We start from the raw sequence: 17,328 nt of genomic DNA, 5'->3' as shown, positions 1-17,328 counted from the left end.
AACATTCAATTATAAAGCGAATTTCCCTCTTGCTGCATGAAGCTTCTTATAGCTTTCAATAAGACGCAGGTGCTTATCTAAACCTTCCAACTTCATGTTAGTTGGCGTTAAACCATAGAATTTCACATCACCATTAATTGAGCCAATAACCGCATCCATCACGTCTTTAGAGAACATGCGGGTAAAGTTATGAATGTAATCTTCTATTTCTAGCTCTTCATCCAACGCAATTTCAAGCGTGGCATGCATTGCTTGGTAGAATAAGCCACGCTCAACGGTGTTGTCGTTAAACTGCAAAAAGGTTTCAACTAATTCAATGGCCGCTTCGATATCGCCAAGCGCTAGATAGATTAAAATCTTAAGCTCAAGAATTGTAAGCTGACCCCACACCGTATTTTCGTCAAACTCAACGCCAATTAGGGTGATAATATCGATATAGTTATCAAGCTGGCTGTCTTCTAAGCGCTCAACCAAATTAGCTAATGCTTCGTCATCTAGAGAATGGATGTTGAGAATATCTTCGCGATATTGCAATGCTTTATTGGTGTTGTCCCAAATCAGATCTTCAGCAGGATAAACTTCAGAAAAACCTGGTACCAAAATACGACAAGCGATCCCTAAGTCTGTAAATTCCGCAATATAGGCTTCTTTACCTAATCCTTCCAAAATGCCAAATAACTTATCGCACTCTTCTTCATTCGTGCCTGTAAAATCCCACTCAACAAAATCGTAGTCATGCTTCGCACTAAAGAAGCGCCATGAGATCACACCCGTTGAATCGATAAAGTGTTCAACAAAATTCTCCGGCTCAGATACCGCCATGCTGTTAAACGTAGGTTTTGGTACATCGTTTAAGCCTTCAAAACTACGGCCTTGTAACAACTCGGTTAAACTGCGCTCAAGTGCCACTTCAAAGCTTGGATGCGCCCCAAAAGAAGCAAACACACCGCCTGTTTTTGGATTCATCAGGGTTACACACATTACGGGGAATTGACCGCCAAGAGACGCATCTTTCACCACCACAGGGAAACCCTGCTCTTCAAGCCCTTTGATCCCTTCAACGATACCTGGGTATTTAGCAAGTACAGACTCTGGCACATCAGGTAACACAATTTCCTGTTCGATGATTTGCTTTTTCACCGCGCGTTCAAAGATCTCAGATAAACACTGCACCTTCGCTTCAAACAGGTTATTACCGGCACTCATACCGTTACTTAGGAATAAGTTTTCTATTAGATTTGACGGAAAATACACGGTTTCACCATCAGAATGGCGAGTATACGGAATAGAACAAATGCCGCGCGCTACATTACCTGAATTTGTGTCGATTAGATGTGAACCGCGTAATTCACCTTCTGGGTCGTAAATTTCACGAGTGTAGTTGTCTAAAATCTCAGTAGGAAGCGCATCATCAGCTTCAGGCTTAAACCACTTTTCGTTCGGGTAGTGAACAAATTCAGCATTTGCGATTTCTTCACCAAAAAACTGATCATTATAAAAGAAGTTACAGTTTAAACGCTCAATAAACTCACCGAGTGCTGAGCACAGCGCGCTTTCTTTGGTTGCCCCTTTACCATTGGTGAAACACATTGGTGAAGCAGCATCACGAATATGCAAAGACCAGACGTGTGGCACGATATTACGCCATGACGCAACTTCAATCTTCATACCTAAATCCGACAGGATCTTGGTCATATTTGCAATCGTCTGTTCAAGCGGAAGATCTTTACCTAGGATAAAAGTGCTGTCGCTTTCGCTGGTATCAACCATCAGCATAGCCTGAGAATCATCTTCAAGGCTTTCAACCGCTTCTACTTGGAATTCAGGTCCTGTTTGGATCACTTTTTTAACGGTACAGCGGTCAATTGAACGCAAGATGCCTTGGCGGTCTTTTTCAGAAATGCTTTCTGGTAGCTCCACCTGAATTTTAAAAATTTGGTTATAACGGTTTTCAGGATCAACAATGTTGTTTTGCGCCACACGAATTCCATCCGTTGGAATGTCACGCGCATTACAATACACCTTCACAAAGTAAGCAGCACAAAGCGCTGAAGAAGCTAAAAAGTAGTCAAATGGACTTGGTGCTGAACCATCGCCTTTATAGCGAATTGGCTGATCCGCAATGACAGAAAAGTCGTCAAATTTGGCATCAATTCTGAGATTGTCGAGGTAATTTACTTTGATTTCCATTGGAAGGTTCCGGTGTGTTGCAATCGAAAACGCTAATTGTACTTGAGGAAGCAAAGCGGTGCCAATGGAAGTTTCTGTTTATTCGAGTTGAGTTAATATAAACAAAATCCACAATGTAACCCACCGTAATTGCGCTAAGTGGCATTTTAAGACACTATGGTCAGTGCTGTAGCTGAGACAGATTCTATTTGGCAGGCGAGTGAATATACTCGACAAACAATACTTAAGTCTGACAAGCAACAAAATAACTAGGAAGTACATGCATGACGATTGTGAGCAAAAGCAAACTCGATTTTTACAAAAACAACGGCTTCGTTTTATTTGAACAACCTTTACCCGACACGCTGCTGGAAAAACTGAAACAACTATCTAATGCGCTTGAGAATAAAGCAAAACAAGCACAGCAAGACGGAAAAGTCGCGACTCAATACCATTTATCAAATGAATCAGGTGAGCCAAAACTTTTTCGTTATAATGATTTGCTTTTTGAAGCGCCCGAGTTAATTATCGAACTACTCGCAACACCAGCAATGTTAGCGATCAGTGAACACCTTTGTGGTGTAGGCTGTGTTCCATTGCAATGTGACTTAGTCTGCAAATATCCACATCCCCACCCTCACATAGCCTGGCATCAAGATGCTCCTCATTCTCGTCATTTTGCATATTTAAATGTCGGTATCTATCTTGATGATGCGAATACAGATGACGGGTGCTTACGCTATTTGCCAGATTCCCAACACCAAATTTTGGATATCTATACTCTCTCGAGCGAATATGGCTGGAATATTCCTGGGGTTGTACAGCAACCAGCTAAAGCCGGAGATATTTTAGTTCAAGACATGATGGTTTTACATGGCTCTGAGCCGAAACGCAGTGAAGGTCCTAGAAGAACAATATATGTAGAGCTTCGACCACTTGCAGGTGTCAATGAGAATCAAAGTAGTGAATGGGCTGAGCTTAGAAAACAGTGGATGGCACACGTTATTCAGGCTGCAGACCCAGAAGACGTACCTGAGAATTGGCTAGCCGTTTATGGTGAACCCAATTCTGATTTAAATACGCTAGTAGAGCGTATCAAACAGAAGCGAGAGGCCGTGATCCCAGCTGCTTGGGCACCGAAAATTGTTGAGCATCCAGACTACCCTACACCCGCCGACCTACGTTAGTCTGCATGAAGTAATTGTCACCGCTTATCGATGACAATTACCTCTGACCATGCCGTGTTTGAAATTTTCTCTCACTCCATCTTAGCTAAAATCAAAAACACGATTTACTTCAATGCCATAGCACACTTCTTCAAACCTAAATCGTTTCATTGTTATCCCTTGGGCTTGGTCGAGATTTACCGCCCCATGCTTTTCGTAAAAGCGTCTCGCTTGTTTGTTCTGCTCATAAATCCAGGTATACGCGCTTTGGCAGCCTTGCTCATAAAGCTTCAATAGACGCGCCTTCAACAGCGCTTGACCTAATCCACAGTTCTGATGGCTTGGCAAAATATAACCGCGATATAGTTCACCCGCATTTATTCTCGATACTTTTTGGCTAACCGGATTATACATTCGACGGTAATTACCCGCCGCACCGCAGCCTAATATTTTCCGACCATCAGTCACGAGCAAAGCCGTTTGGCTTGCAGAATTCTTAATGATCTCCGACCAAATAGTTGCGAAAAATTCGACGGTTCCCCCAGCTAGCACTTGCTCTGGTAAAAACCCGCTAAAGGCCGCTTGCCAGCTCACTTTAGTCACAACCGCCATTTCTTCTATATCTGCGGTGCTAGCAGTCTTTATGGTGATTTTTTCTGGCAGGTTAAATACGTCAACAAATGCCTTTTCATCTAACTCAGTGATATCCATATAAACACTCAAAAGCTCTTTTAGGTAACAATTAACACATTATTGTTACAATCTGTGATTTATACAAATATTTATTCCAACTTCCTTCTTGCTTTGATATTTACCGTTTTTCACAAGGCTGACCACTATCAAAATTTATACCCAAATTGATAAATATCATCTTGGAAAAGCTCCTCAGCCAATTTTAACGCTAAATCTGAGTAGTAATGACAGTAGTGCCTACTTGATGCTTGATTATAATAAGGCAAATAATAATCTTTGCTCCCCAACTTTCTTAAAATTCGCTTACTGTCTTTTTGATAGTTTTCAAAGCGGCAAATTTCATTGACGAGTGAATTTCCCAAATGGTCAGATAACTGGGACCATTGACTCCACCCTATTCCGCCGTGCTGCTCTGTAACCATTTCTTGTACAAATAGTTCAAACTTCTCTTTCTCATCATAATGACGTTTCTCAGATACCACTTCTGAGTGTAGACTTTTACCTTTCTCTAATAGTGAATACCAAGAAACAAGTCTTTCCCATGGGTTACGTACAAAAGCAAATTTAAACGTACTCTCAAACTCATCCGGCAATGCCGCTCTAGCCTCTAGAAGCGACGCATGCTGGCTGCCTATCATCCTTAGGTCTGGCGCCGTTTTCCTGAGGACACTACATAACGACGTACCACCAGTGCGACTAATGTGGCAGAACAAAAAATTGTACTTTTTAGAATAAAACATAATCCTCAATCATTTCAGACTGCAAAATGCGTTTTCTTCGCTTTGTTAAAGCCTCCATAACTACAAAGTCGAAATCAGGTCTCGCTGACTCACCTTACCAAGTTTAAGCTGCTCGTAAGAGTGATAAATAGCTTTTTTGCTATCTTGCAGTCGCTGAGTAATATCTTCACCTTCAAGTAACGCGGCTTGCGCGGCCTCTAGCCTATCTTGCGTATCGGTAATAATTGCGGTGAGTTTTGCTTTATCTGATCTAATTAGCGTACTGTCCTGCTCAACTTTTTGCTCAAGCATAGTTAACAACTCTGAACGCACTGAAATGGTTTTATACTCTTTAAAGTCCAATCCCAGATGATTAAATAACAACGCTTGGTTCATCTCTTCTGGTGCAATTTCTACTTCAATCGGCATCTCTACAATGTTCGTCATCATTTCACGATACATCTCGATGTTATATTCACGGCTGCCTATTTTGTGACTTGAACTCACCAAAGATTCATGGGCTAGCTTTTCAGCTTGCTCAAAATGTTTGGTAAGGTAAGTCGATTGGGTGTTGTTCGGCGCTTTTTCTTGTACAGCCTTTGCGGCTTCCATAAACGAAGGTGTTCCCGAGTTTTTTGCCGCCGAATTAGAAATGTCTTGATCACTCACAACATTATTATTCTTTCGACTATAAAGATCGTTCGAACCATACATTTGTGAATAGGGTGAATTTTGAATGTACATACTCGCTCCTTGTTACATTGACTGTTCTAGTACAGCAATAAGTGCGCCAAGGAAGCGTTACTAACCTGATCTCGGGTTAGTTAGGGTCTTAAGAGTCTTTTAACCACTTTTTCGATGTAATCGGGTTTTGCCAAACCAAAGTTTGCCGTTCAAGCGCTTAATATTACTGCACTTGAGGCAAACTTTTTCCGCTATCGATTAATTAACTTTCTCACGCCAACGGATCATCAACATATATACTACGGGTAACACCACTAAGGTAAGTAATAGCGCGCTTGCCATGCCGCCCACCATAGGCGCGGCGATGCGGCTCATTACCTCAGAACCTGTGCCCGAACCGTAAAGGATTGGCAATAACCCGATAATAATCGTTGCCACCGTCATCATGACTGGACGAATACGCTTGCCCGCGCCTTCTAAAATGGCATTGTTAATGGCCTCAACTGTCAATGCTTGCGGTTTATCTTTAAGCTCCCTTATGGCTTGGTTGAGATACACGAGCATGATCACGCCTATTTCAACCGCAACACCTGCAAGCGCTATAAAACCAACGCCTACCGCGACCGAAAAGTTAAACCCCTCAAGGTATAGTAACCACAGCCCACCAATCATCGCCATAGGTAACGTCGCCATGATGATTGCCACTTCGCTAAAGCTTCTAAAGTTCAAATAGAGTAAAACGATAATGATCCCAAGCGTGAGCGGCACCACATAAGTCAATTTAGCTTTAGCACGCTCCATATACTCGTATTGACCAGCCCAACTGATGGAGTAACCTGCAGGTAACTCCAACTGCTCGCTCAGTACTTGTTTAGCTGCTGCCACATAGCTGCCAACATCGACACCATCTAAATCAATAAACGTCCAACCATTAATGCGAGCGTTCTCGCTTTTAATGCCCGGTGGCCCGTTTTCAATATAGATAGTTGCCACATCACCTAGGGCAATATTTAATCCCTCGGCGGTGACTATAGGAAGCTTCCTCAGCGCTTCGGGAGAATCGCGTAAGTCTTGCGGGTAACGCAAACTAACCGGATAGCGCTCTTGTCCTTCAATGGTCTGCGTGACGTCCATTCCACCAATTGCAGTTGCGACCACTTGCTGGACATCAGCAATATTGAGCCCAAATCGCGCGGCTTTATCACGTTGAATATCGACCTTAATATAGCGTCCCCCTGCTACTCGCTCTGAATAGACCGAAGCGGTGCCCTTTACCTGACTCAGAATACGTTCAAGATCTTGACCAATATTTTGGATAGTATCTAAATCTGGACCTGCGACTTTAATTCCAACAGGCGTTTTAATCCCCGTCGCGAGCATATCAATACGCGTTTTGATGGGCATCACCCAAGCATTGGTTAAGCCCGGAAACTGCACTAGCTTATCGAGCTCTGCTTTGAGCTTTTCAGTGGTCATTCCCTCACGCCACTGATCTTTAGGTTTTAATTGAATAAAGGTCTCAATCATCGTCAACGGGGCAGGATCGGTTGCGGTTTCCGCGCGACCGATTTTACCAAAGACATTTTTTACCTCGGGCACCGTCGCTATCAACTTGTCGGTTTGCTGTAAGATCTCTCTGGCTTTACCAATCGAAATACTTGGATATGTAGTCGGCATGTACATTAAATCCCCTTCATCCAAAGGCGGAATAAACTCACTGCCGATTTTATCCATTGGATAAAAGCCAACGACAGTAATAGCTGCAGCGGCTAACAACGTCAGCTTGGGAAAGCGTAATACTTGTTTCAACAAGGGCGTATACGCGCCAACCAACATTCGATTGATTGGGTTTTTATGCTCGGGCACAACTTTACCGCGAATAAAGTACCCCATCAGCACAGGAATAAGCGTAATGGCAAGCCCTGCCGATGCGGCCATCGCATACGTTTTAGTGTATGCCAGTGGTGCAAACATACGTCCTTCCTGCGCCTCAAGAATAAACACAGGTAAGAAGCTTACGGTAATAATCAACAAACTAAAGAACAGTGCAGGACCCACCTCAGAAGCCGACTTAGCGACGATTTCCCAGCGGTTTTCATCATTGAGTGGCGTTTTTTCCATGTGTTTGTGCATGTTTTCAATCATCACGATTGCACCGTCGGTCATCGCCCCAATAGCTATGGCTATGCCACCAAGGGACATGATGTTTGCGTTCACCCCTTGAAAATACATCACGATAAAAGCAACCAGAATGCCAAGTGGCAAAGTGATCACGGCAACCACGGAAGAGCGGATATGAAATAAGAACACCACACACACTAAGGCCACCACCACCAGCTCTTCGAGCAGTTTAGACCAAAGATTATCAATGGCTTTGGTGATAAGCTCGGAGCGATCGTAAACCGTCACCACTCCCACCCCTTCAGGTAAGCCTTGTTGTAGCTCCGCGAGCTTTTGTTTTACGCCGTCGATGGTTTTTTGCGCGTTTTCTCCAAAGCGCATGACTACAACACCGCCAACAACTTCTCCTTCGCCGTTAAGCTCGGCAATGCCACGACGCATTTGCGGTCCAATATTGACAGACGCAACATCTGCTATCGTTAATGGTGTGCCTTTGACAGCTTGCCCAAGTGGTATAGCCTCAATATCTTTAACGCTTTGAATATATCCTGTACTTGTCACCATATATTCAGCTTCAGCCATCTCAATCACAGAAGCGCCCGATTCTTGGTTACCGCGTTGCAACGCCTGCTGCACATGCGTAAGCGGAATACCGTAAGCGCGCAGTTTATTGGGATCAACCTGTACTTGATACTGTTTCACCATACCGCCAATCGGCGCGACTTCTGACACACCGGCAACCGATTGCAACTCAAACTTTAAAAACCAATCTTGTAGGCTGCGTAGTTGGCTAATATCGTGTTTGCCGGTTTTATCGACTAATGCATAAAGATACACCCAACCCACCCCAGTGGCATCAGGGCCCAACTGCGGTTTTGCCGCATCAGGTAATTGTGGTGCGACTTGACTGAGATACTCGAGCACCCGACTGCGCGCCCAGTAAAGATCCGTTTTATCGTCAAAAATAACGTAAACATAGGAATCCCCAAAGAAGGAATAACCACGTACGGTTTTTGCGCCCGGGACGGAGAGCATTGCCGTAGTCAGCGGAAATGTCACCTGATCTTGCACCACTTGTGGTGCCTGTCCTGGATAAGGTGTTTTGACAATGACTTGTACATCAGACAAATCCGGAATGGCATCGACAGGCGTATTTTTAAGGGTAAATAGCCCAGCCCCCACCAGCATCAGTGTCAGCAGTACCACAAAAAAGCGGTTGTATACTGACCAGCGAATTATTGCTTGGATCATTGTGAACGCTCCTTAGTGGCCTGAGTGCATATTCATCGACATCTCACCTGCAGGTTTGATATCAGTCACCACAAATTCGTCACCCACTTCAAAGGTGAAAGTCACCTTCATTCCTGTCATAAGCTGGCTTAAATCAATGTGCTCAGCTGCAACAAAGTCCATCGTTGTTGCGGGACGGTCCCATTTTTCAATGGCGTCGCGAGAAATATTAAGCACTCGGGTGTCAGGGGTGATGGTGTTTATCACACCGCCCACTGTTGCTGTAGGCAGTGTATTTTCGGTCGTACTGCCTTCAGACATAATGTGAATACCTGTCAGTAATACGCTGCCATCATCTTGTTTAGTGGCTTCAAAATGCAAAGTCTGTCCAGCGTTTAATTCGTCAACATCGACACTGTCAGCCACTGTAAAATCCATCACCATTTCAGGCCATTCCCACTCGGATACAGGTTGATGATCGATATTCACCACTCGACTTTGGTAGTTTACGCTTTGAATTTCACCTTCAATCCAAACTGACTTAGCCTCGGCAACTGGCGCCATACGCATAAAGTCAGAAGTAATGCTCGATTGAGAATCAATCAGGAATTGGGCTGACGTAACTATCTTGTCTCCTTCGTTAAGGCCATTGAGGATTTCAATGTTTTCATCATCAATTTGACCCAGTTCAACAGCAACCGATTTAAAGCTACCGGGTGCAACTTCAACGACAACACGGTTTTGTTTGGCAGTGCGGATCACAGCTTCACTCGGCACTTGTAATACATCGTCACGAGAATCGGCATGAATGTTCACTTGCGCAAACATATTCGGCTTTAATAGCGCATCACTGTTGTCAAACCTGAGCCTTACTCTAAGTGTCCGTGTTTTTTCATTGAGTGAGGGGTAGACGTAATCGACTTGCCCTCGCCACGTTCTGCCGGGTAAAAAGTCTAACCTCATGGAAACGGCTTGCCCCTGAGCGACCAACATGGCATCACGTTCAAATACGTCAGCTTCAACCCAAATTTCGTCAAGTTTGGCGATACTCATGAGCGTTGTTCCTGGTTTTACGTAAAACCCTTCTCGGATCTGGAGTCCATCCAACACCCCAGATTGACGCGCATAAAAGGTAATGCTTTGATGCACTTCACCCGTTTTTTTAAGCGTATTGATAAAGTCATCACTCAGGTGCAATGCTTTGAGCCTTTCGTGCGCTGCGTTTATCAGCGCCTGATTATTACGCTTTCTAGCAATAAGATATTCTTCTTGCGCATTGACCAATTGCGGCGAATACAAGGTGTACAGAGGTTCGCCTTGTTTCACCGGATCTCCTGCGGCTTTCACGTAGAGCTTTTCAACCCATCCCTCAACTCGGGGGTGAATGTGAACTAAGCTATCTTCGTTGTACTGAACATACCCCACCGTACGGATCTGGTGAGACATCGCTTGACGCATGGCCACCGCAGTGCGAACGCCCAAGTTGTTTTCAACGTGAGGCGCTATCTCCACAACCCCCTCACCAAATTTTTCATTCGCAGACTCTTCTTCGTACACAGGCACAAGATCCATTCCCATCGGAGACTTACCTGGCTTATCACGACGATAGTTCGGATCCATAGGCGCGACCCAATAAAGTGGCGGTTTCTCAGCGTTTTGCGCTACAGCAGACTTGTTACTTGAAGAGAGGCTCATCCCAACTAGCACGCCGGCCGTTAATGTCGTGACGGCAACCAGCGTCATTTTTAAGTTGTTATTCATGGCTTGCACCCTCTTCAATTTGAACCAAATAATAGTTACTGCGTACCACCGCTTTTAACAATGCAATATCAATGGCAAGCGCTGATAACTGCGCATTCAGTTTCGCGATGCGCGCCCTCACTACCTCGGAAAAGTCGCCATCGTCATTGGTATAAGCGGTCAATGCTGCTTCGGCTTGTTCAGCGCTTTGTGCCACAATTGATTTTGCGTATAGCGATTGCCTTTCTTGCAATCGTTGGATAGTTTGAATTTCTCCATTTAAGTTTGAAAACAGCTGCTTTAGCACCAGCAACCGGTCGGTTTTACTCGCCTCAACTTGTGCGGTCGCTGCCGCTTTTTGCTGGTCTTGTTTTCCATCTGTGAATAACGGAACGTCGAATGACACACCAACGCTGAAAAAGTCAGTGCGAGACATCTGATCCGGTGCATCATCCCGATATGCGTAACTCGCATTGACGGAAAACTGTGGTTTATATGCCTGCTCAGCTAACTTTACCCCTTGATTGGCGCGGTATGTATCAACGTCGGCGGCAACAACCAACGGGTGATGAGTCAAATGCTGTACTACAGCTTGACTATCAACTGGACGTTGCTGCATCAACTTTGGCGCAATTGAGCGGATCAACGGCAGTGTCACTTCGTTTTGTTCAAGGACACTCAGTGCATTTGAATTAGTGAATGCATCATTTAATAGCCATTGCGAAAGCTTTGCCTTAGCGGTGTTAAGCTGCTGATAAGCCGCGGAACGCTTGTCGTCTAATTGCATCACCTCAAGCTGAGCACGGATCACATCTTGCTGGCGTGTTGCACCTAGCGCATTGGAGTAGCTAGCATTTGCTATTTCTACCATTTGGTCGAACAGCACACTATCACGTTCAATCAGTTCCAACGTCTTTTTGGCTTGTACAATATCAAGCCACACCTGGGAAACATCCCGGCGCACTTGCGCTTTTCTATCCGCTTGTAAAATCGGTTGCTTTTTAGCGTCAAGTGCCAATTGCTGACTCTTAATTTCGAGGCTATCTCCTCGCGGTAGCATCTGCATCACGCCAACTTTAAGCTGAGTCATTCCCTCTTGATTAAACTCCCAACTATCAACAGGCAGATTCATCATACCGATGGACACCTGAGGATCAGGATAGCTTAGCGCTTCGCGGCTCATAGATTGCATCGCAGAACGCTTGTATTGGCTAGATTTAAGCCAAGGATCGTTACTGATGGCGGCATCTATCGCTTGCTCTAACGTTGCAATATTGGCCTGTGCTATCTGTGGCAGTATCAGTGTTGCGATAAACAGGGAAACTTTGATTGTCATTAGAATTGCTCCTCATAACTGTCAATTTCAGCAAAAACTTCATAGCTCCCATCTTTTTTAAGTAGCAATATTTGATAAGTCATAAAACGCTCGCCAACTTCCATACCAGGCGATCCAAGTGGCATAGCCGGCACACTCAAGCCGATATTTTGTGTGTCTTGAGTTAATGTTTCGTTTTGCAAAAACTGTTTAATAAACTTGGCAGGAACATGCCCTTCAAAAATAAAACCATTTTTAGAAACTCCGGTGTGACAAGATTGATAATTTTGCTTAATACCAAACTTACTCTTAAGTGAGCCAAGATAATTTAAATCGGTGGCTTTGTGCGCGATACCTTGCGCAGTTAAATGGTTTAACCACAGCTCACAACAGCCGCAGGTTGGGGATTTAAAGACTTCCAATTCTATATTAGATTTACCGTATGCCATGACACTCATTAGCCATAGCATCATCACTAAATAAAACTTTTTCATGCTAACCTCGCATGCAATACCAATTACGTTAGTGCAACAGGTATCAACCAATTCGTTGAAAATTACGCCAAAAAAGACGATTAATCGTACAAAACTTTGAAATTAAGGCAGATCTGCCCTGAGGTTAGGCAAGTATTGGGGGTTTATAAAGAGAGCGAGGATAGTCGCTAAGCTGACCACTTGTGAAACTTAATTTATCGTTTTTCAGTACAATAGGCGCTACCCACTCTCTTGGCGAAAACGCTGCAAGATTTGTGGAGCACATATGTGTGGGGCAAGTACAATCGCTGCATTGTGCTGTGTTCTGAGGGTCACAACAATCCATCTCAACCATCATTTCATGATGATGAGGCTCTGCCGATTGCACGTTACTTTGAAGCATTTGATGACTTGTTTCATGACTGGTAGCGCCATGCATTTCACATGCTGCCATAGAGGCAGCCGCGTTTTGACCACTTAGTGTAGCCACCACGAACATTGTGATAAGTAAACGTAAGAATACTTGCAAGGCACTTTTCCAAATCAAATAAGCGAAGTAATAATAAAAATCTAACCAAAGAAATGCAAGTAAATAGACCAACCTCGTTATTATTTTCTTTCATCATTGATATACTAAAGCCCAATTCTAAAAAATTATTCCGACTCAAGGATATGAACGTTATGAAATTTGCTTCAGTAGCTACTATTTTGGCGTTAGTTGTTTCGAGCAACGTCAATGCCGCAGACTATGGAGACTTTGGTGTCTCAATATATGGTGGCAAAACTTACAGCAGTGATATCAAAACTTCGCGCCATCAAAAGTATGAATTAGAAGACGATTCGCACTTTGGATTAAGTATCGATAAATATGTACCTGAAGGCCGTTATGGCTTCTACTACGGAAAAACTGAGACCCAACTTACCGCTTATCCGCTAAATAAAGTGGAAATGGAGTATCTATTATTTCAAAGTGCGGTGGTACGCCCTCTCACAGACAACTTAGATGTTTATCTAGGCTTACAGCTTGGTGCGACCTTTGTTGACCCTAATTTTATCGACTCTGATACTTTCTTTGCATCAGGGTTATACACGGGTTTTGAATACAACCTTGGCGCAGGTTTTCATCTTGGTGCTGAAGCACGATGGATTGCAACTATCCTCAATAACAACTCTAAAGTCACTTGCGATGTCGACCCAGAAACCCAAAATACCTGTAGCTGGCACTTCGACAATGAGGTAATGAGTCAATATCAAGCGAGCGCAACATTAAGTTATCGCTTTTCACTGTAATTATTACGAGCGGGTTTTAATATACAGTAAAACTCAACACCCCCTGGTAAGTCGCTGTACAATAAAGTCAGCAAAAATACTCACCTTTGCAGGAATATGGCGAGTTGCTGGATATAGCATCCACAGCTCGCCTGAATAGTGAGTCTCAAATTGCCATTCAGGTAATACCTGTATCAACTCCCCTGACGCTAACGCATCTTTAGCTACAAACACAGGTAAGCTTGTGATCCCAAGCCCTTGCAGCGCAGCATCTAACCTCACTCGAGTATGATTTGCTTTATAGCGCCCGTTAACTGGAGTTGTTAGTTTTTGTGTGCCTTTTCTGAATCGCCACTTAGCATCAGCATCCGTTTCCCCCAAGGCAATACAGCTGTGTTGTACTAGTTCTTTAGGGTGAGTAGGAATTGAGTGGGTCGCAAGATATTTTGGTGATGCCGCCACTATATGTTCTATTATCATTACGCTTCTACCGATTAAGCCTTGTGGAGGCTCGTTGGTAATTTTAAATAGAATGTCTATTTCATCACGGATCAAATCCAACGCGTTGTCATCTAGCACCAAATGAACGTCAATATTTGGAAATTCGCCTAGAAACGTCATCACATTTGGGTGAATTAGCGAATGTGCGACCGCTTTTGGCGCTGCGATTTTTACTGTTCCTTGTGCCGTTTGATGATAGCTTTCACAAAGCGAGATGACGTCTTTGGCGGCTTGTTCCAATTGAGTACAGCGCTCATATACAGCCCTTCCTGTTTCGCTCAATCTTAAGCTACGTGTGGTGCGTTGAAGTAAACACACCCCTAATTGCTGTTCAAGTAGTTTTATGGCACGACTCACTGACGACGGCGAGATACCTAATTGCCGAGCACTTTTGGAGAAGCTTCCAGTATTCACTACCGAAACAAAAATCGACATTTCTTGCAGTAGTTCAATATGTTTACTGGTCGTCATAGCTCTCCCATTTGTGCGCACTACGCAAAAGTTATTTCTATTTTTAGATTATTATCTTCCTAGGAGAATGAAAATACAATGTTCTCAATTATTCAATATTATATTGGGAGCTTATTATGGTGCAGTATTGGCCAGAGTTTGTATCATTAGCCATCATTCATTTTGTTGCAGTCATCTTGCCAGGCCCTGACTTTGTTATTACAGTCAGACAAAGCTTAAAATACGGCAGACTACATGGCGCAATGACCGCCTTGGGGATTGGCACTGGACTTAGTGTTCATATCTTATATACCTTACTTGGTGTCGGCGCACTGATGCAGGCCTCACCTTGGGTTTTACAAGTAGCTAAATTAATCGGTGCTGCGTATCTTATCTACATCGCTATTCAATTGCTCAAAAGTGCAGGAACAATTGAACTGGATGCAGAAAATGCCCAAGCTGATGTAAGCTCACAGTCGCTCAAAAAAGCCTTTAGTCTTGGTTTTTTAACTAATGCAACCAACCCAAAAGCAACCCTGTTTTTCTTAGCCGTAGTGACCAATGTCGTCAGTCAAGGAACTCCGTTACATATTCAACTTTTTTACGGCTCTTGGATGTGCAGTGTTAACGCTTTATGGTTTATCTGTGTCAGCTTATTATTCTCAGCTCCATCTTCCCGCGCTTGGTTCTTGAACAAAATGAACTTGGTTGAAAAAGCACTTGCTGTTTTGCTTATGGCCTTCTCATTAAGGCTGTTGATTGCTTAACACATGTAAGCCAAATAAGGGTTTCCGCATCATGCGTTAGCCCTCATTCAATCACTAAGATATGGATATTAGGGCATCAGCGCTTCCCACCAGCTGCTACTTGATAGCGTTTCTGATAGCGTCAAAACTTCACCTACAACAGGTGTTACCAGCGCCACTTGATTTTGCTCTGCTGCGATTTTCACTCTTGCGAGCGGATCAAACCAAGAGTGAAAAGCCAAGTCAAAAGTACCATTATGAATGGGGATCATATGCGTTCCTCGCAGATCTATATGAGCTTGTACGCTTTGCTCTGGCGTCATGTGAATATCAGACCAATCTTTATCATAGGCGCCGGTCTCTACTAAGGTTAGGTCAAACGGACCAAGCCTTTCACCTATTTCCTTAAATCCAGCAAAATAACCAGAGTCTCCACTAAAAAAGATATTTTTGTCTGCTGTGCGAATAGCCCACGCTCCCCAAAGGGTTTTATTTGCATCTCCAAGTCCACGTCCAGAAAAATGCTGAGTAGGTGTAAAGGTGAGTGTTAACTCAGCGGTCTCTTCAAACTGCCACCAGTCAAACTGCTTTATTTTCTCGGCGGGAACTCCCCACTTTTGCAAATCACCTTCTACACCCAAAGGTACATAAAATACCCCCACTCTGTCTGCTAATCGCTTTACGCTTTCTTTGTCTAGGTGGTCGTAATGGTTATGTGAAATCAGCACCTTATCAATTTGAGGCAATGATTCAATAGTAATAGGTGGTTGATGAAAACGCTTTGGACCAATAAATGAAAATGGTGATGCTCGTTCAGCAAAAACGGGGTCAATCAGAAGATATTTCCCTTGCGCTTTAATAAGTACTGATGAATGTCCCAGTTTGATAACGTGAGTGTGCGTATCAGAAAGTGCCTTTAAATTCTCCTCAGTGAGCACTTTTACTGGCATATCAACCTTCGGCACCGCATTGACTTTTTGCTCGGTAAAAAAGCGCCAAAAAATTTCCAGCGTCTTACCTAGGCTCGTTTTATTCGTTTCATGAGTATTATGAAATTTACCATCACTATATTGAGTTGATGAATACCCACTTTGATTTACCGCAGCATTTAAATTAGAAGCCATAACTCCTCCTACTCCTATCAGCAAGACCACAATCAATCCAAACCATGTTCGCTTTTTCATATAACCACCAAAAGTAAACTACACAGTGTAGTTTACACATCAAGAATAGAAAGTAAACTAAGCAGTGTAATTTATTTTAGTTTTGCTAAAATGCAGAGTATCCATTTGTTGATATTCCCTTGCCTGTAATAGATAAAATGAAACAATCAGAAAGAAAGCGACTGCAAATTCTAGAGGCTGCCCAACAGTTATTTGCTCAGCACGGTGCTCAAAATACCAGTATGGATCTCATCGCAAAGCACGCTGAAGTGTCTAAACGAACGATCTATAATCACTTTGAGACTAAAGAGCTGCTACTGTATAACGTACTTGAACACATGATGCTTCAGGTTGACCAAGGTGATATTTATCAATATCGACCCGATGTCTCGATTGCAAAACAACTTCAAGAAATCGCTTTACGAGAAGTCAATCTGCTCACCTCTGAATCATTTATCAAAGTGGCTCGCGTGGCATTTATCGAGTTGTTGCAAAATCCTACATTGGCTGCGCATTTCAATAACAGTAAAGTAGGTTGTATGCGTTATTTAGAAACGTTTTTAGCCGATGCTGTCGCTAACAATGCACTGTATATCGAACATCAGGCATTCGCAGCACAACAGTTTTTATATCAACTCAAGTCTTTTATCTTTTACCCACGGCTTTATGGATTTGATCTCACAAATACGGAGGAAACGGACTTTATTGTAGAGCAAAGTGTTGCGCTTTTTATGGCGAGATATGGGACTGAACAACGCGCCCAAGATTAATGATAAGGTATGCAAATACAAGGATTTAAATAAATTTCATACAATCTTGCATAAGGCTATATTTTAAACAAAAAACTTCCCTGATATAGTCATCCACGCTAACAAGAGTAAGGAAATCA

15 protein-coding genes are annotated in these 17,328 nt (G+C 43.4%); 4 read left to right on the top strand and 11 right to left on the bottom strand.

Annotation, left to right across the window (positions count from 1 at the left end):
- Nucleotides 1–9: 9 nt before the first annotated feature.
- Nucleotides 10–2,190: an OsmC domain/YcaO domain-containing protein gene (locus EXT47_RS19215; protein ID WP_130127337.1), complete on the bottom strand. Its 2,181-nt coding sequence runs from the start codon at nucleotides 2,188–2,190 to the stop codon at nucleotides 10–12.
- A 263-nt stretch (nucleotides 2,191–2,453) separates the two neighbouring features.
- Here EXT47_RS19215 and EXT47_RS19210 point away from each other — a divergent pair, with 263 nt between their 5' ends.
- Complete coding sequence (locus tag EXT47_RS19210; protein ID WP_130127336.1) at nucleotides 2,454–3,356, top strand: phytanoyl-CoA dioxygenase family protein; 903 nt, start codon at nucleotides 2,454–2,456, stop codon at nucleotides 3,354–3,356.
- Between the two features lie 81 nt (nucleotides 3,357–3,437).
- Here EXT47_RS19210 and EXT47_RS19205 read toward each other — a convergent pair whose 3' ends face one another.
- The 8 genes from EXT47_RS19205 to EXT47_RS19170 all read right to left on the bottom strand — a co-directional run bounded on the left by EXT47_RS19205 (nucleotide 3,438) and on the right by EXT47_RS19170 (nucleotide 12,839).
- Complete coding sequence (locus tag EXT47_RS19205) at nucleotides 3,438–4,046, bottom strand: GNAT family N-acetyltransferase (RefSeq protein WP_039494918.1); 609 nt, start codon at nucleotides 4,044–4,046, stop codon at nucleotides 3,438–3,440.
- Between the two features lie 128 nt (nucleotides 4,047–4,174).
- A complete protein-coding gene (locus EXT47_RS19200) occupies nucleotides 4,175–4,768 on the bottom strand; it encodes a sulfotransferase family 2 domain-containing protein (RefSeq protein ID WP_130127335.1) in 594 nt (197 codons plus the stop codon).
- Between the two features lie 60 nt (nucleotides 4,769–4,828).
- Entirely contained in the window at nucleotides 4,829–5,491 is a 663-nt protein-coding gene (locus EXT47_RS19195; protein WP_130127334.1) for a hypothetical protein, read from the bottom strand.
- A 198-nt stretch (nucleotides 5,492–5,689) separates the two neighbouring features.
- A complete protein-coding gene (locus EXT47_RS19190; protein WP_130127333.1) occupies nucleotides 5,690–8,803 on the bottom strand; it encodes an efflux RND transporter permease subunit in 3,114 nt (1,037 codons plus the stop codon).
- 12 nt (nucleotides 8,804–8,815) lie between these two features.
- Nucleotides 8,816–10,543 (bottom strand): efflux RND transporter periplasmic adaptor subunit, encoded by a 1,728-nt coding sequence (locus EXT47_RS19185; protein ID WP_130127332.1) that lies wholly within the window; start codon nucleotides 10,541–10,543, stop codon nucleotides 8,816–8,818.
- Nucleotides 10,536–11,858 carry a TolC family protein gene (locus EXT47_RS19180; RefSeq protein WP_130127331.1) on the bottom strand — a complete coding sequence of 441 codons (1,323 nt, stop codon included), beginning with the start codon at nucleotides 11,856–11,858 and terminating at the stop codon, nucleotides 10,536–10,538. Before EXT47_RS19180 ends, EXT47_RS19185 begins: the two co-directional genes overlap by 8 nt.
- Nucleotides 11,858–12,331 (bottom strand): DUF411 domain-containing protein, encoded by a 474-nt coding sequence (locus EXT47_RS19175; RefSeq protein WP_130127330.1) that lies wholly within the window; start codon nucleotides 12,329–12,331, stop codon nucleotides 11,858–11,860. Before EXT47_RS19175 ends, EXT47_RS19180 begins: the two co-directional genes overlap by 1 nt.
- Before the next feature lie 124 nt (nucleotides 12,332–12,455).
- A complete protein-coding gene (locus EXT47_RS19170) occupies nucleotides 12,456–12,839 on the bottom strand; it encodes a hypothetical protein (protein ID WP_226899406.1) in 384 nt (127 codons plus the stop codon).
- A gap of 152 nt (nucleotides 12,840–12,991) precedes the next feature.
- Between EXT47_RS19170 and EXT47_RS19165 the strand changes: the two genes are divergently transcribed.
- Entirely contained in the window at nucleotides 12,992–13,600 is a 609-nt protein-coding gene (locus tag EXT47_RS19165) for a hypothetical protein (protein ID WP_045988169.1), read from the top strand.
- Between the two features lie 33 nt (nucleotides 13,601–13,633).
- On the opposite strand, the gene EXT47_RS19160 is transcribed toward EXT47_RS19165, so the two are convergent.
- Nucleotides 13,634–14,551 carry a LysR family transcriptional regulator gene (locus EXT47_RS19160; RefSeq protein WP_130127328.1) on the bottom strand — a complete coding sequence of 306 codons (918 nt, stop codon included), beginning with the start codon at nucleotides 14,549–14,551 and terminating at the stop codon, nucleotides 13,634–13,636.
- A gap of 116 nt (nucleotides 14,552–14,667) precedes the next feature.
- Between EXT47_RS19160 and EXT47_RS19155 the strand changes: the two genes are divergently transcribed.
- A complete protein-coding gene (locus EXT47_RS19155) occupies nucleotides 14,668–15,297 on the top strand; it encodes a LysE family translocator (RefSeq protein ID WP_130127327.1) in 630 nt (209 codons plus the stop codon).
- Nucleotides 15,298–15,365: 68 nt separating this feature from the next.
- Here EXT47_RS19155 and EXT47_RS19150 read toward each other — a convergent pair whose 3' ends face one another.
- A complete protein-coding gene (locus tag EXT47_RS19150; RefSeq protein ID WP_130127326.1) occupies nucleotides 15,366–16,400 on the bottom strand; it encodes an MBL fold metallo-hydrolase in 1,035 nt (344 codons plus the stop codon).
- Nucleotides 16,401–16,597: 197 nt separating this feature from the next.
- On the opposite strand from EXT47_RS19150, the gene EXT47_RS19145 reads away from it, so the two are divergent.
- Entirely contained in the window at nucleotides 16,598–17,209 is a 612-nt protein-coding gene (locus tag EXT47_RS19145) for a TetR/AcrR family transcriptional regulator (protein WP_130127325.1), read from the top strand.
- The last annotated feature ends 119 nt before the right edge of the window (nucleotides 17,210–17,328 follow it).

It is taken from the genome of Pseudoalteromonas sp. CO342X (assembly GCF_004208915.1).
In the GTDB taxonomy this organism is placed as follows: Bacteria; Pseudomonadota; Gammaproteobacteria; order Enterobacterales; family Alteromonadaceae; genus Pseudoalteromonas; species Pseudoalteromonas maricaloris.
Note: the sequence above shows the minus strand (reverse complement) of the source record. Positions and strands in the feature narration are given on the sequence as shown.

What these genes read in the sequence shown, in the direction of transcription:
- EXT47_RS19215 (WP_130127337.1), bottom strand. Translation starts at nt 2,190, where the DNA reads ATGGAAATCAAAGTAAATTACCTCGACAATCTCAGAATTGATGCCAAA.
- EXT47_RS19210 (WP_130127336.1), top strand. Translation starts at nt 2,454, where the DNA reads ATGACGATTGTGAGCAAAAGCAAACTCGATTTTTACAAAAACAACGGC.
- EXT47_RS19205 (WP_039494918.1), bottom strand. Translation starts at nt 4,046, where the DNA reads ATGGATATCACTGAGTTAGATGAAAAGGCATTTGTTGACGTATTTAAC.
- EXT47_RS19200 (WP_130127335.1), bottom strand. Translation starts at nt 4,768, where the DNA reads ATGTTTTATTCTAAAAAGTACAATTTTTTGTTCTGCCACATTAGTCGC.
- EXT47_RS19195 (WP_130127334.1), bottom strand. Translation starts at nt 5,491, where the DNA reads ATGTACATTCAAAATTCACCCTATTCACAAATGTATGGTTCGAACGAT.
- EXT47_RS19190 (WP_130127333.1), bottom strand. Translation starts at nt 8,803, where the DNA reads ATGATCCAAGCAATAATTCGCTGGTCAGTATACAACCGCTTTTTTGTG.
- EXT47_RS19185 (WP_130127332.1), bottom strand. Translation starts at nt 10,543, where the DNA reads ATGAATAACAACTTAAAAATGACGCTGGTTGCCGTCACGACATTAACG.
- EXT47_RS19180 (WP_130127331.1), bottom strand. Translation starts at nt 11,858, where the DNA reads ATGACAATCAAAGTTTCCCTGTTTATCGCAACACTGATACTGCCACAG.
- EXT47_RS19175 (WP_130127330.1), bottom strand. Translation starts at nt 12,331, where the DNA reads ATGAAAAAGTTTTATTTAGTGATGATGCTATGGCTAATGAGTGTCATG.
- EXT47_RS19165 (WP_045988169.1), top strand. Translation starts at nt 12,992, where the DNA reads ATGAAATTTGCTTCAGTAGCTACTATTTTGGCGTTAGTTGTTTCGAGC.
- EXT47_RS19160 (WP_130127328.1), bottom strand. Translation starts at nt 14,551, where the DNA reads ATGACGACCAGTAAACATATTGAACTACTGCAAGAAATGTCGATTTTT.
- EXT47_RS19155 (WP_130127327.1), top strand. Translation starts at nt 14,668, where the DNA reads ATGGTGCAGTATTGGCCAGAGTTTGTATCATTAGCCATCATTCATTTT.
- EXT47_RS19150 (WP_130127326.1), bottom strand. Translation starts at nt 16,400, where the DNA reads ATGGCTTCTAATTTAAATGCTGCGGTAAATCAAAGTGGGTATTCATCA.
- EXT47_RS19145 (WP_130127325.1), top strand. Translation starts at nt 16,598, where the DNA reads ATGAAACAATCAGAAAGAAAGCGACTGCAAATTCTAGAGGCTGCCCAA.